This is a genomic window from Rhodoglobus sp. GW821-FHT12B09, assembly GCF_058809925.1.
Genome location: NZ_JBXATB010000001.1, coordinates 231861 through 245050 on the forward strand (window position 1 = coordinate 231861; position 13190 = coordinate 245050).

The following is a 13190-nucleotide window of genomic DNA, read 5'->3' on the forward strand; positions in this document are numbered from 1 at the left end:
ATGGACGAGACTCAGCATGCCCAGGTCCCCTTCCCCGCCGGTCGCCAGTTCGCGCTCACCTGGGGCATCCCGGATGACTTCGGCGGCATGACCAGCGCGCTCCTGCACCGCTCGCGCGCCATCGTGCGGCTCGCCGGCAGGCCGGTCGACCTGCTGACGTTCGACGCCCGCCCCGACTACCCGTCCGTCGACGCCGCCCTGCGCGACCGCGGCGAGCTGATCGACGGCGTGAGGCTCATCAACCTCTGGGACTGGTTCCGAGACAACGACGCGGCGCCGGATGACCCGGGCTCCCTCGACCTCGTCAAGCACCCTTTCACCCCGCTCGGTGCCGACCCCGCCTATGTCTCGACGTGGCGGGGGGAGCACGAGCTCAGCCGCGCGCGCCTGGACGGTGACGCCACCCTGCAGGTCGACTACTTCCGGGAGGACGGCTCGCTGCTGGCGAGCGACCGCCGCGATATCGACCAGGAGGGTGCCGCGGGCAAGCGCTCGGTGGTGCTGTGCGATCGCGAGGGCGAGCCGGTCCGCTCCTGGAGCGGCGTGTGGGCGTTCTACCGCTACTGGCTCGACGCCCTCCGCCAGCGCGAGCCCTCGTTCATGATCGTCGACTCCAAGCCCGTCGCCGCCTTCATGGCGACCTACCAGCGCAAGCGCGCCGTGGTCGTCCACGTGGTGCACAGCTCCCACCTCGCCGAGGAGGACACCGAGAGCGCCCGCCTCAAGGCGAGCCGGCGGCCGGTGTTCGAGAATCTCGAGGGCTACGACGCCGTCGTTCTCCTCACCCAGCGTCAGAAGGCCGACGTCGAGCGCCTCGCGGGCGTCCGCGACAACGTCGTGGTGATCGGCAACGGCCGGGAGCTCCCCCCTGCGGGGAAGGAGGAGCCCCGCGCGATCGGCGACGGGATCATGCTCGCCTCCCTCACGACGCGCAAGCGCGTCGACCACGCCGTGCGAGCCATCGCGGCGGCGGCGGCGAGGCATCCGGAGCTCTCGCTCGACGTCTACGGCGACGGCCCCGATCGCGATCACGTGGCGGCGGTCGTGGCCGAGCTCGATGCCCCGGTGCGGCTGCGCGGGCACGTTCCCGATGCGCGAGAGCTTCTGGGCGGGGCATCCTTCCTCCTGCTCACCAGCACCTCGGAGGGGCTGCCCCTGGTGCTCGTCGAGTCGATGGCGGTCGGGTGCATCCCCATCGCCTACGACATTCCCTACGGCCCCGCCGACGTGATCCAGCCGGGCAAGAACGGCTACCTCGTGCCGGCCGGCGATATCGACGCTGTGGCGCGCGCCATCGACGACTTCCTCACGCTGAGCCCGCGGAAGGTGGCGCGCCTGCGCCGCAACGCGCGCAAGTCGGCCCAGCAGTTCTCCGATCTGGAGATCACGCGACTGTGGAGCCGCGAGCTCCGTGCCGCTGCTGCGCGCAAGGCCGCCGCGTGGGCCGCTCGAGAGAAGCTGGCGGCCGAGAAGAAGCAGAACCAGGCAGGCTAGCGGCGCAGGTACTCGTGGCGGACCATGCTCACGCAGTGGTCCCACGAGAGCGACTGGCCGACCTCGACGGCGCGCGCCAGGTCCGGGCCGAGGAGCGCGACGAAGACGGTGCCCACGCGCTCAATGAAGCCCATGGTCTCGCGCGCGGCGAGCACCGCGTAGAGGTCTTCGCGGACTATCGCGATCAGCGGCTCCGTGGATGCGTCCTGGTGCTGCGGTCGCCGTCGGCGCTCGCCAGTCTGAAGTGTGTCCGTCATGGGCAGCTCCTCACCGAGTTCCCGAATTGGCCCCCGAACGGGGTGGCACTAGTTCATCATCGACAAACACTTTCGACTAGAGCTTGACAAGGTCGGCCCTGGGCCGCACGACCAGAATCGGGGGTTACCCCGATACTCCTCCTCTGCCCCCGGTGGCAGGGTTTAACCATGGCAATTCTTCGCAGACCCACGACCGGCCGCGTCATCGCGGGAGTGTGCGCGGGGCTCGCCCAGCGGTTCGGATGGAACGCCAACATCGTCCGACTGCTGTTCGTGCTCTCGTTCCTGCTCCCCGGCCCGCAGCTGATCTTCTACTTCGTGGCCTGGATCATCATCCCGAACGAGCTCGAGTCGACAGTCCGCATTCCTGCGCCATAGCGGCTACCGTTGGGGCATGCTCCCGTTGCCCACGGTTTCGATAGTCATCCCCGCCTACAACGAGCAGGACACGATCAAGGCCTGCGTGCTCGCGGCCCTCGATCAGACGGTCGCGCCGTTCGAGATCATCGTTGTCGACAACAGGTCGACGGATGCCACGGCCGCGGTCGTCCGCGCCCTGCAGAGCGCGTACCCCGAGGCCCCCATCGTCTACCTGCAGCAGAACGAGGTTCAGGGGCTCATCCCCACTCGCAACTTCGGACTGGACCACGCCCGCGGCGACATCATCGGCCGCATCGACGCCGACTCGGTGCTCGAGCCCACCTGGGTGGCGGAGGTCATCCGGGCCTTCGACGACCCGGAGGTCGCGGCCTGCACCGGGCCAGTCCTGTACTACGACATGCCGCTGCGCCGGTTCGGCCACATCGCCGACGACGCGATCCGCCGCGCCATGATCGTGATCACGCAGGACTACCACCTGCTGTTCGGCAGCAACATGGCCCTCCGCGCGACGGCGTGGCAGGCGATCCGCAACGACGCGTGCCTGGACCCGGAGGACGAGCTGCACGAGGACATCGACCTCTCCATCCATCTGCACGAGAAGGGCCTGAAGGTCGCCTACTCGTCGGACATGGTCACGGGCATGTCCGCACGGAGGCTGGACGACAACCCCCGCCAGTACTACAGCTATGTGATGCGGTTCGAGCGCACGTACAAGAAGCACAAGATCCGCAGCGTCGCGCTGCGGGCGCCCATGGCGGTGCTGCTGTCCGCGTATCCCGCGCTCAAGGCAATGCGCCGCAACGAGCTGCGCAAGGAGGCGAAGGCCGCCGAATGACGCGCTCCGTGGCGCTCTTGCGCGGCATCAACGTCGGGCCGACGACCACGGTGCCGATGGCCCTGCTGCGGTCGCTCTTCGAGTCGGCCGGCGCGACGGACGTCGTGACGGTGCTGAACAGCGGCAACGTCGTGTTCTCGGGCTCGGTGGATGCTGCTGCGCTCCTCACACGGATCCGCGCCGAGACCGGGGTGAAGACGCACCTGCTCGTGGTACCGGGGGAGCAGCTGCGGCGGATCGCCTCGGCCTTCCCCTTCGCGGGCGACGAGTCGCGCCTGGTGGTCGCGTTCATGCCGTCGGTGCCGTCGGTCGAGCTTCCGGATGTCGCGCCCGAGCTGATCTCGCTCGGCGACGAGGCGGTCTACCAGTCGCTGCCCGACGGTGTCTCGAAGACCAAGCTCACTCCCGCGTTCTGGAAGCAGTTCCCGCCCGAGACCACCGCCCGCAACCTGCGGACGGTGAAGAAGCTGGTGGCGCTGCTGTAGAGCGGGGTGGGGCTGATGTGGCGCAGCGCCTCTGTGCCTCCACAGCTCTGTGATTCCGTTGCCTGTCCTCGGGCGACGGCCCCCATCGCGGGAATGTCGGTGGCCGCTGGTCTAATACACGTATGAACCTCCTCGATCCCTCCGACGCCGACGTGCGGGTCGAGTTCGGCATGGCCGAGGCAGAGGTCGCACTCCACGCGCAGTGGCGAGCGGCGGCCGCGACGTTCCGCGCGATCGACAAAGTCATGCGCGAGGCGGCCCGTCATCCCGAGGTGTTCGTGCCGGCGGGCCTGAGCCCCCGCGATGCACTCGAGTTCGCCCAGCGCGCGGCGGCGGCCGACCTCGCGGTGCGCCTGAACATGGCGGAGGGCACCGTCCGGTCCCACGCGGATCTCGGCGCGACCCTTCGCGTGCGCCTTGCCCTCCTGTGGGCGGCGTTCGGCGAGGGTGAGGTGTCCACGCAGAACGCGCGGGAGGCTGGGGGCCTCGCGTCCGACCTTCCCGAGGAGCACTGGGAGGCATTCGATCTCGCGATCGCCGGCCCCGCGCGACAGCTGACTCCTCCGCGGTTCCGCGCGAAGGCCCGCGCCCTGCGCGACAAGCTCCTCGTTGAGACCGCCGTCGAGCGCCACGAGCGTGGGCTGCTCGAGCGCGGTGTGTGGTCGGAGCACGACCGCGACGGAATGGGGTGGGTGAGCGCGCGACTGTCGTCCGAGCAGATCGCGCTTGCGGAAGCCCACATCGACGCGCTGGCCTTCGAGCTGCGGAAGGGAGAAGGCGAGAGTCGCACCATGCAGCAGCTCCGCGCCGATGTTGTCGCAGATCTGCTCACCGGCCGCGAGACCGGCGCGGCACGCGTCACGGTGGCTCTCACGGTGCCGGTGATGACGCTGCTGGGCGGCACGGATGACCCGGCAGTTCTCGAGGGCGTCGGTCCGATCGACGTCGAGACCGCACGAGCGCTGTGCGCCACGGCGCCGTCGTTCACCCGGATCCTCACCGATCCCATCCGCGGCACGGTCGTTGCGATGGACCCTCAGCAGTACCGGCCCAGCCGCGCCCTCAAGCGCTGGCTCGCCCATCGGGACGTGACCTGCACGTTCCCGGGCTGCGGCCGCCGGGCCGCCACCTGCGACCTCGACCACGTGACGGCCTGGGCGGCGGGTGGCAGCACCACCGCGGACAACCTCGCGCACCTCTGCCGCAAGCACCACACGATGAAGCACAGCACCCGGTGGCGGGTAGACAAGCCGCCGGGCCGACTCTCGGTGTGGACCAGCCCTACCGGCTTCGTGCGAACTGCGGATCCGCCGCCGTTCTGATCTGCTCTCTGATCTGCGTTCTGATCTGCACTCTGATCGCCGTGCCTAGCGGCGCGCTAGAACTTCCGCGTGAACGGCAGCGGCTTCCTCATGCGGATCAGCAGCAGCAGCGGCACGATCACGTACGGCAGGTTGAACGCCAGGAACTTCGCCGGGTTCTGGGTCTGGAACTCCGGCTCGCCGAAGAACTCCACGCCGAACACGATGATGCCGGTCACACCGGTGATCATGGTCGCGTAGATGACCGCGGGCAGCTGGATCCAGTTCCAGCCGCGCAGGAGCGCGGGCACGAGCACCAGGTAGAAGATCATGTAGACGAACGCGCTCAGGCCGGTCACGATGCGCATCCACACCGGCGGGTTCATGAAGAGCGGGTCGGCGTCGTGGGCGTACCAGTAGTTCGAGTCGACCAGGAACTGCCCGGTCGGCTGGCTGAAGTCGATGCCGACCGTCGGCAGCATGTCCGCGATGCAGCTCGTCACGATGAACAGCGTGAAGAAGACCGCGAAGACGATGTCGAGGGGGCGCTGGCGAAGGGGCAGATTGTCCGGATGCACGGTCGATAGGTTATCGCGCCAGCTGCGGCAGCACCTCTCGGGCGATGAACTCGAGCTGGTCGAGGTCGCGGATGTCGAGCAGCTGGAAGTACACGCGCGCGAAGCCGAGCTCGCCCAGAGTCCCGACCTTGTCCACGACCTCGGCCGCAGAGCCCGCGAAGCCGCCCGAGCGGAGCGCGTCGAGGGAGTTGCCCGCGGCATCCGCCCGCCTGGTCTGGTCTGTGGCCGTGGCGCCCGTCGCGGTCGCGCCCGCGATCGACATGATGATCGACGACGGGTCGCGGCCGATCGCCTCGCACGCCGCGCGCACCCGGGCGACCCGCTCGGGGAGGGGATCGAGCGTGGCGAAGCCCGCGTTGTACTCGTCGGCGAAGCGCGCGGCGATCGCCGGCGTGCGGGTCGGGCCGCTGCCGCCCACGATGATCGGGACGTGCGCCTGGGTCGGCTTGGGCAGTCCGGGCGCGTCGACCAGCGTGTAGTGCTGGCCCGCGAAGGTGTAGCCCTCGCCCACCGGGGTGGCCCACAGGCCGGTGATGAGCTCGAGCTGCTCCTCGAGCATCCCGAACCGCTTCTCGGGGAACGGGATGCCGTACGCGACGTGCTCCCGTTCGAACCAGCCCGTGCCGAGGCCGAGCTCCACGCGGCCGCCCGACATCTGGTCGACCTGGGCGACCTGGATGGCGAGGACCGCCGGCACCCGGTGCGTTGCCGAGGAGACGAGCGTGCCGAGGCGGATGCGCGAGGTCTCGCGCGCGAGGCCGGCGAGTGTGGTCCACGAGTCGGTGGGGCCGGGCAGGCCGCCGTTGCGGTCGTCCATCGTGAGGTAGTGGTCGGAGCGGAAGAAGCCGTCGAAGCCGAGCTGCTCGGCGGCCCGGGCGAGGGCGAGCTGGTCGTCGTAGGTTGCGCCGTTCTGGGGCTCGATGAAAACGCGGAAGTCCATGGTTCGACCCTACGAGCCCTAGACTCGGTATCGAACACGGGAGTCCGGTGAGCCGGGCTGAGAGGAAGCTTCTCCAAGCTTCGACCGTCGAACCTGATCTGGATCATGCCAGCGCAGGGAGGCATTCTCGAAACCCGTGCCCCATACAGCGGTTGAACACCGCCATACGGAAGGCACGTCAATGAAGTACGCAATCATCGCGGGGGCACTCGTCCTCGCTCTCGCCGGGTGCAGCACGCCCGCAGCAGACGACACCAAGCCCCTCGTGCTCGTCACGCACGACTCGTTCGCGCTGAGCGAGGGAATCCTCGAGCAGTTCACCGAGCAGACCGGGCTCGAGGTCCAGGTGCAGTCGTCGGGGGACGCGGGGCAGCTCGTCAACACCCTGGTGCTCACCAAGGACTCGCCGCTCGGCGACGTCGTGTTCGGCATCGACAACACGTTCGCGAGCCGGGCCGTGGAGAACGGCGTGCTCGCGGACTACGCGTCGAAGGACCTCACGAGCGCCGAGGACCAGTACCTGCTCCCGGAGGGGCAGGGGCGCGAGCAGCTGACCCCCATCGACAACGGCGACGTGTGCGTCAACGTCGACCACGAGTGGTTCGCCGAGAAGGGGATCGCGGAGCCGACGAGCCTCGATGATCTGATCAAGCCCGAGTACAAGGACCTCTTCGTGACCGAGGCCGCCAACTCCAGCTCGCCCGGCCTCGCCTTCCTGCTCGCCACGATCGCCAAGTACGGCGAGGACGGTTGGCAGGACTACTGGACCAAGCTCATGGCCAACGGCACGAAGGTGGACGCCGGCTGGAGCGACGCGTACTACGTGGACTTCTCCGGCCCGTCGAGCGAGGGGGACCGGCCGATCGTCGTCTCGTACGCGTCGTCCCCGCCCTTCGAGGTGCCCGAGGGCGCCACAGTGGCGCCGACGGGCGCGCTGCTCGACACGTGCTTCCGCCAGACCGAGTACGCGGGGGTGATCGCGGGGACGAAGAACGAGGCCGGCGCCCAGAAGCTCGTCGACTTCCTGTTCTCGACGGTCGTGCAGAACGACATCCCCGAGACCATGTACGTCTACCCGGTGAACGCGAAGGCGACCCTGCCCGAGTCGTTCACGAAGCTCGCGAAGATCGCCGAGAACCCGTTCGTGGTGAGCCCCGCCGACATCGACAAGAACCGCGAGACCTGGCTCAGCCAGTGGGCGGCGATCGCGCAGGGCTAGTGGCAGGCTCGTGACCCGCATCCGCACGTCGCCGGGCACCGTCATCGCGACGGTGCTCGGCGTCGGCGTGCCGCTCGCGTTCCTCGCGGTGTTCTTCGCGTGGCCGGTCGCCGCCATGATCGGCCGCGGGTTCGCCGACGGGCTCGGCGGCTTCGCGGAGGTGTTCTCCCGTCCGCGGACGATCCGGCTCATCGGGCTCACCCTCGGGCAGGCAGCTCTCGCGTCCGTGATCTGCGTGCTGCTCGGGCTGCCGGTGGCGCACGTGCTCTACCGGCTTCGGTTCCGGGGCCGCGCGATCGTGCGCGCGCTCGTGATCCTGCCGTTCGTGCTGCCCACGGTCGTGGTCGGGGTGGCCTTCCGCACTCTGCTGCGGGACACCGTGCTCGACGGCACGTTCGCCGCGATCATGATGGCGCTGGTGTTCTTCAACGTGGCGGTCGTGGTCCGCACGGTGGGCAGCGCGTGGGAGGGGCTCGATCCGCGCCAGGAGGATGCCGCCCGCGTGCTCGGGGCCAGCCCGACCCGGGTGTTCTTCACGATCACGCTCCCGCGGCTGGGTCCGTCGATCGCGGCCGCGGCATCCATCGTCTTCCTGTTCTGCGCGACCGCCTTCGGCGTGGTCCTCGTGCTCGGCGGGACCAAGTTCGGCACCATCGAGACCGAGATCTACCTGCTCACCACCCAGTTCCTCGACCTGCGGGCGGCGAGCGTGCTCAGCGTCACGCAGCTCGTGATCGTGGTCGCGCTCCTCGCCGTGGTCGGGCGGGTGCGGGGCAGCACCCAGCGCCGGGCGGGGACGGCGCGAAAACCCCGGCGGTCGGATGCCCCCGCCATCGTCGCCGCGGCGATCGTGACCGCGGCCCTCGCGATCCCGGTGCTGTCGCTCGTCGAGCGCTCACTGCGCACGTCAGCCGGCTACGGATTCACCAACTACGCCCTCCTCTCCGGCACGGGCACCCGCAACGCGCTGGTCGTGCCGGTCTGGGTCGCGCTCGGCAACTCGCTCACCACGGCCGTGCAGGCGACGCTGATCGCGGTGGTCATCGGAGTGGCCGCGAGCCTCGTCCTGAGCCGCACGCCGCGCAGCGCCCTCGCGCGCCGCGGGCTCGCGGCCTTCGACGGGGCACTGCTGCTGCCGCTCGGCGTCTCGGCCGTCACGGTCGGATTCGGATTCCTCATCACCCTCAACCAGCCGCCGCTCGACCTGAGGTCGTCGCCGATCCTGGTGCCGATCGCGCAGGCGCTCGTCGCGCTGCCCCTCGTCGTGCGGACGGTGCTGCCCGTGCTGCGGTCCATCGACCCGCGGCTGCGGGAGTCGGCGTCCGTGCTCGGTGCCGCGCCCTGGCGCGTGCTGCGGGACGTGGACCTCAGCATCGTCGCCCGGCCCGTGCTCGCGGCATCCGGATTCGCCTTCGCTGTCGCGCTCGGCGAGTTCGGCGCGACGAGCTTCCTCGCGCGGCCCGACCGCCCGACCCTGCCGGTGGTGATCGTGCGGCTCATCGGGCTGCCCGGCGGCGACAACCTGGGAATGGCGATCGCGGCGTCCGTCGTGCTCGCGGGCGTGACTGTCGCGGTGATCGCCCTGGTCGAACGACTTCGTGTGGACACGGTGGGAGCATTCTGATGACGACGGCCCTCGAAGCACTGCACCTCAGCGTGTCCTACCTGCGGGAGAAGGGGCAGAGCGCGCTCGCCCTCGACGACGTGTCGCTGAGCCTCGACACCGGGCAGGTGCTCGCGGTGCTGGGTCCGTCGGGCAGCGGGAAGTCCACTCTGCTGCGCGCTATCGCCGGCCTCGAGGTGCTCGACGCCGGCCGGGTGCTGTGGAAGGGCGAGGACATCACCGCGCTCCCCGTGCACAAGCGCGGGTTCGCCCTCATGTTCCAGGACGGCCAGCTCTTCGCGCACCGATCCGTGGCGTCCAACGTGGCGTACGCCCTTCAGATCGCTCGGATGCCCGTGCTCGAGCGGCGCGATCGGGTTGCCGAGCTGCTCGCCCTGGTAGGGCTCGAGGGCTTCGGCGACCGGCGCGTCACCGAGCTCTCCGGCGGGGAGCAGCAGCGGGTGGCGCTGGCCCGCGCGCTCGCCGCCCGGCCGCGGCTCCTGCTGCTCGACGAGCCGCTCAGCTCGCTCGACCGCGAGCTGCGGGAGCGCCTCGGCCGCGACCTGCGGCGCATCCTCGTGGAGACGGGAACCACGGCGCTCTTCGTCACCCACGACCAGGGCGAGGCCGCTCTGGTCGCCGACCGCATCGCGATCATGATGGACTCCCGCCTGGTGCAGCAGGGCTCCGTGGCCGAGGTTCTCGACGCCCCCGCGACCGACCAGGTGGCGCGGTTCCTGGGCCGATGATCATCCTCGTCGACGGCCGCTCGGGCTCGGGCAAGACCGAGCTCGCCACCCTCCTGGCGGCGAGACTCGGGGGGCAGGTCGTGCGGCTCGACGACGTCTACCCCGGGTGGGACGGGCTGGATGCCGGTAGCGCCGCCGTGCCGGGCATCCTGTCGTCCGGCCGCTGGCGCCGCTGGGACTGGGCGGCCTCGCGGCCGGCGGAGTGGCACACGATCGACCCCGCCCGCCCGCTCATCGTGGAGGGGGTCGGGGCGATCAGCCGCGCCTCGCGGCCGCTCGCCGACCACGCGCTGTGGGTCGAGCTCGACGACGAGACGCGCGAGTCGCGCGCCCTCGCCCGGGACGAGTACTTCGCGCCGCACTGGGACGGGTGGGCGGCTCAGGAGGAACGGCTTCTCGCGCGGGAGGACCCCCGTGCGCTGGCCGAGGCGGTGGTCGACGGCCGCGCGGTCGAGGCGTTCTCCTTAGAGTGGACACCATGACCTCCCCGTTCATCTCGGTCGGCGAACTCGCCGACGCCCTCTCCGGCCCCACCCCGCCCGCCGTGCTCGACGCGAGCTTCGTGCTGCACCCCGCCCAGGCCGACGGGGACTACCGCACCGACTCCGGGCGCCCGAAGTGGGTCGCCGGCCACATCCCCGGGTCGCAGCACGTCGACGTCGCGACGCAGTTCAGCGACACGACCGCGAAACTCCACTACACGCACCCGGAACCGCAGGCGATCGCCGACGAGCTCGCGCGCCTGGGCATCCCGGAAGACCACCCCGTCGTCGTCTACGACTCGACCGGAAACCTGTTCGCCGCCCGGCTCTGGTACCTGCTGCGCTGGATCGGCGTGCCGGCGCGGGTGCTCGACGGCGGGTTCGCCGCGTGGGAGGCGGCGGGCGAGCGCGTCGAGACGGGGGAGAGCGCGGCGCCGGAGCCGGTGCCGAGCTGGCAGGCATCTGCGGAGCGCAAGGCGTGGGTGAGCAAGAGCGAGCTCCTGGAGCGCGATCCGGATGACCCGCGGCCGCTGGTCTGCGGACTCCCCGCCGGCTCCTTCACCGGCGCCGACCCCACGAGGTACTCCCGGCGCGGCCGGATCCCCGGCAGCGTCAACGTCTCGAGCCGCGACCTGTTCACCAAGGACGGGCACGTCAAGACCCGCGTCGAGCTGATCCTGGCGTACGACGCCGCCGGCATCGATGTCGCGGAGGGCAGCGACGAGGAGGTGCTGCTCTACTGCGGCGGAGGTATCTCAGCCGCAGCGAACGCCCTCACACTCGCCGCGATCGGCACCTCGGCGGTGCGGATCTACGACGGATCGCTCGAGGAGTGGTCGGCCGACCCGGCGCTGCCCCTGGAGGTCGGGGAGCCTACTTCTTAGCCCAGGTCAGCGTGATGTCGCTGCCGCGCTGGTGGGTGGTCATCGTCCCGCCGTCGCAGGTCAGCTCGACGCCCACCGAGTCGTCGATGTCCGTCGGCACGAGCGTGTAGGGAAGGGCCTCGGCCGCGACGCCCTTGACCGTGGCCGTCGTGTCGACGTTCAGTCCGGAGGCGTCCCAGTCGCGCGGGATGGCGACCTCGGCGTTGATGTAGGCGATACCGGTCGACTTTCCGGCGTGCTTGTCGGTGACGACGGTCTGGTTGTCCTCGGCGCCCGAGGTCAGTGTGAGCGTGTAGTTCGTGTCGAGGACGATCTTGCTGTCGAGGCCCCAGTCGAGCGTCTGGGTGCCGTCGATGGCGGCGACCGCGGTGATCTTGCGAGTCGCGAGTTCGGCCTGGACGGCGGCCGCGAGGGCGGCGGTGTCGAGGTTCCAGGTGCTGCCGAGGGCGCACTTCGCGATGCCGGTGAGGGGCGCCGGGGGAGCCACCTCGACGAGCGAGCAACCGGTGAGGCTGACCGCCGCGAGGATCGCGAGAGCGCCAGCTGTCGAATGGCGTGCGGACAACGAGCGTCGTGCTGTGGACAAGAGTGCCTCCCGGTTACGGTCTCCTAGCGAATCTTAGTTCGAGATCCCGTGAGCACCGTGAGGGCTCCCGGTGGGGCGCGGACCCGGCTATCCCCAGCCGAGCTCGTGCAGCTGCTCGTCGTCGATCCCGTAGAAGTGCGCGATCTCGTGCACCAGCGTGACGTGGATCTGGTCCTTCAGCTCCTCGAGGTCCGCGCTCACATCGAGCAGCGGTTCGCGGTACAGGATGATGCGGTCCGGCAGCTCTCCGAAGCCGTAGTTGCCCCGCTCCGTCAGGGCCGTGCCGTCGTACAGGCCGAGGAGGTCGAGCGAGCCGTCCTCCGGCCGGTCCTCCGTCACGAAGACGAGGTTGTCGAGGCCGTCGACCATGTCGTCCGGCAGGAGGTCCAGCTCGTCCACGACGAGGCGCTCGAAGGCCTCGGCATCCACCTCGTCCGGGCTCACTCGACTGCCTCCAGGAGCGTGCCCTGCAGGTAGCCGAGCCAGTCGTAGAGGTCGAGCATCCCCTCGTCGCCGTTGCCCTCGTCGCCGTCGTGCTCGATCTGCAGCCTGGCCGCGAGCACGAGCCGCAGGTCGGTGAGGTGCCGCAGCCACGCCTGCACGTCGGCCGGGTCGAGCACAGTCACCTTGTCGTCGACGGTCCGGATGACCGCCCGCGCGTTCGCGACCTTCCTGTCGACCAGCCCCAGCTCGGTCAGGCGCCGGTGCTCGGAGGCGGCTTCGTCGTCGCCTCGGTAGGCGTCCGGGAGCAGCCTGGCGAGCGCGGGGTCGAGCGGGGGAGCTGCCGCGCCGCCGATGCCGAGCTGCGCGTAGAGCACGTCTGCCGGGGACTCCGCCGCGCGCTCCTCGAACAGCGAGACAAGCTGGGCGGCGAGGCCGGCGAGCAGTTCGCGCTCCCCTCGGGTGAAGCGCGCGGTCACCAGGCCGCCGTTGCGCGCGAACGGGATCACGAGCCCTCCTTCGCCAGGGTGGCCCAGAGTCCGAAGTCGTGCATGGCCTCCACGTGCCGCTCCATGTCCTCGCGGCCCCCGGATGCCACGACCGCGCGCCCCTCGTTGTGCACGAGCAGCATGAGCCGCTCGGCCTCCTCCGCGGAGTGGCCGAAGTAGCTGCGGAACACGTAGGAGACGTACGTCATGAGGTTCACCGGGTCGTTCCACACGATGGTGACCCAGGGCTTGTCGTTGAGCCGCTCGAGTTCTTCGACGGGGGATTCGAGAGTCTGCGACATCCCGAAACCTCCTGCTATGCGAAAGACGGCCTGACCTTTGAGTCAGACCGTCTTTGCTTGGGGTGATCGACGGGGCTCGAACCCGCGACATCCGGCTCCACAAGCCAGCGCTCTGCCAACTGAGCTACGACCACCATGGATGCTGTCAGTGCCTAAATCAATACC

The 13190-nt window shown here is 69.9% G+C and carries 17 protein-coding genes, 1 tRNA gene and 1 riboswitch; of the genes, 10 read left to right on the forward strand and 8 right to left on the reverse strand.

From position 1 onward, the window contains the following. Positions 1-1494 (forward strand): glycosyltransferase, encoded by a 1494-nt coding sequence (locus AC1RTC_RS01150; protein WP_493153620.1) that lies wholly within the window; start codon positions 1-3, stop codon positions 1492-1494. Here AC1RTC_RS01150 and AC1RTC_RS01155 read toward each other — a convergent pair. Further along, a complete protein-coding gene (locus tag AC1RTC_RS01155) occupies positions 1491-1751 on the reverse strand; it encodes a hypothetical protein (protein WP_493153621.1) in 261 nt (86 codons plus the stop codon). The genes AC1RTC_RS01150 and AC1RTC_RS01155 overlap by 4 nt on opposite strands. Before the next feature lie 168 nt (positions 1752-1919). On the opposite strand from AC1RTC_RS01155, the gene AC1RTC_RS01160 reads away from it, so the two are divergent. From AC1RTC_RS01160 to AC1RTC_RS01175, 4 genes are all read left to right on the forward strand, one after another. Beyond that, positions 1920-2129: a PspC domain-containing protein gene (locus AC1RTC_RS01160; protein WP_493153622.1), complete on the forward strand. Its 210-nt coding sequence runs from the start codon at positions 1920-1922 to the stop codon at positions 2127-2129. Between the two features lie 16 nt (positions 2130-2145). Then, positions 2146-2967 carry a glycosyltransferase family 2 protein gene (locus AC1RTC_RS01165; protein ID WP_493153623.1) on the forward strand — a complete coding sequence of 274 codons (822 nt, stop codon included), beginning with the start codon at positions 2146-2148 and terminating at the stop codon, positions 2965-2967. Further along, the gene (locus AC1RTC_RS01170) at positions 2964-3452 is read left to right on the forward strand and encodes a DUF1697 domain-containing protein (protein ID WP_493153624.1); all 489 of its coding nucleotides are present in this window, start codon (positions 2964-2966) and stop codon (positions 3450-3452) included. Before AC1RTC_RS01165 ends, AC1RTC_RS01170 begins: the two co-directional genes overlap by 4 nt. Positions 3453-3574: 122 nt before the next feature. Next, the gene (locus AC1RTC_RS01175) at positions 3575-4774 is read left to right on the forward strand and encodes an HNH endonuclease signature motif containing protein (protein WP_493153625.1); all 1200 of its coding nucleotides are present in this window, start codon (positions 3575-3577) and stop codon (positions 4772-4774) included. Positions 4775-4830: 56 nt separating this feature from the next. Here the strand turns inward: AC1RTC_RS01175 and AC1RTC_RS01180 are convergent, their stop codons facing one another. Then, the gene (locus AC1RTC_RS01180) at positions 4831-5331 is read right to left on the reverse strand and encodes an EXPERA domain-containing protein (RefSeq protein WP_493153626.1); all 501 of its coding nucleotides are present in this window, start codon (positions 5329-5331) and stop codon (positions 4831-4833) included. Positions 5332-5341: 10 nt separating this feature from the next. Then, positions 5342-6271: an LLM class F420-dependent oxidoreductase gene (locus AC1RTC_RS01185; RefSeq protein ID WP_493153627.1), complete on the reverse strand. Its 930-nt coding sequence runs from the start codon at positions 6269-6271 to the stop codon at positions 5342-5344. A gap of 35 nt (positions 6272-6306) precedes the next feature. Then, positions 6307-6408, forward strand: a riboswitch (TPP riboswitch). A gap of 44 nt (positions 6409-6452) precedes the next feature. Here AC1RTC_RS01185 and AC1RTC_RS01190 point away from each other — a divergent pair. From AC1RTC_RS01190 to AC1RTC_RS01210, 5 genes are read left to right on the forward strand one after another with little or no spacing between them, the layout of a single operon-like run. After that, the gene (locus tag AC1RTC_RS01190; protein ID WP_493153628.1) at positions 6453-7490 is read left to right on the forward strand and encodes a thiamine ABC transporter substrate-binding protein; all 1038 of its coding nucleotides are present in this window, start codon (positions 6453-6455) and stop codon (positions 7488-7490) included. A gap of 10 nt (positions 7491-7500) precedes the next feature. Beyond that, entirely contained in the window at positions 7501-9114 is a 1614-nt protein-coding gene (locus tag AC1RTC_RS01195; protein WP_493153629.1) for an ABC transporter permease, read from the forward strand. Then, a complete protein-coding gene (locus AC1RTC_RS01200) occupies positions 9114-9842 on the forward strand; it encodes an ABC transporter ATP-binding protein (RefSeq protein ID WP_493153630.1) in 729 nt (242 codons plus the stop codon). The genes AC1RTC_RS01195 and AC1RTC_RS01200 overlap by 1 nt, the downstream gene beginning before the upstream one ends. Then, a complete protein-coding gene (locus tag AC1RTC_RS01205) occupies positions 9839-10324 on the forward strand; it encodes a nucleoside/nucleotide kinase family protein (protein WP_493153631.1) in 486 nt (161 codons plus the stop codon). Before AC1RTC_RS01200 ends, AC1RTC_RS01205 begins: the two co-directional genes overlap by 4 nt. Then, positions 10321-11208: a sulfurtransferase gene (locus AC1RTC_RS01210; RefSeq protein ID WP_493153632.1), complete on the forward strand. Its 888-nt coding sequence runs from the start codon at positions 10321-10323 to the stop codon at positions 11206-11208. The genes AC1RTC_RS01205 and AC1RTC_RS01210 overlap by 4 nt, the downstream gene beginning before the upstream one ends. On the opposite strand, the gene AC1RTC_RS01215 is transcribed toward AC1RTC_RS01210, so the two are convergent. From AC1RTC_RS01215 to AC1RTC_RS01235, 5 genes are all read right to left on the reverse strand, one after another. Next, entirely contained in the window at positions 11198-11773 is a 576-nt protein-coding gene (locus AC1RTC_RS01215; RefSeq protein ID WP_493153633.1) for a hypothetical protein, read from the reverse strand. The genes AC1RTC_RS01210 and AC1RTC_RS01215 overlap by 11 nt on opposite strands. A 108-nt stretch (positions 11774-11881) precedes the next feature. Beyond that, positions 11882-12163 (reverse strand): metallopeptidase family protein, encoded by a 282-nt coding sequence (locus AC1RTC_RS01220; protein ID WP_493154265.1) that lies wholly within the window; start codon positions 12161-12163, stop codon positions 11882-11884. A gap of 71 nt (positions 12164-12234) precedes the next feature. Beyond that, a complete protein-coding gene (locus tag AC1RTC_RS01225) occupies positions 12235-12744 on the reverse strand; it encodes a DUF2017 domain-containing protein (RefSeq protein WP_493153634.1) in 510 nt (169 codons plus the stop codon). Next, positions 12741-13025, reverse strand: coding sequence for an ATP-dependent Clp protease adapter ClpS (gene clpS / locus AC1RTC_RS01230; protein WP_493153635.1), 285 nt, complete (start codon positions 13023-13025; stop codon positions 12741-12743). Before clpS ends, AC1RTC_RS01225 begins: the two co-directional genes overlap by 4 nt. 58 nt (positions 13026-13083) lie before the next feature. Beyond that, positions 13084-13159 (reverse strand) — tRNA-His (locus tag AC1RTC_RS01235). Positions 13160-13190 lie beyond the last annotated feature (31 nt).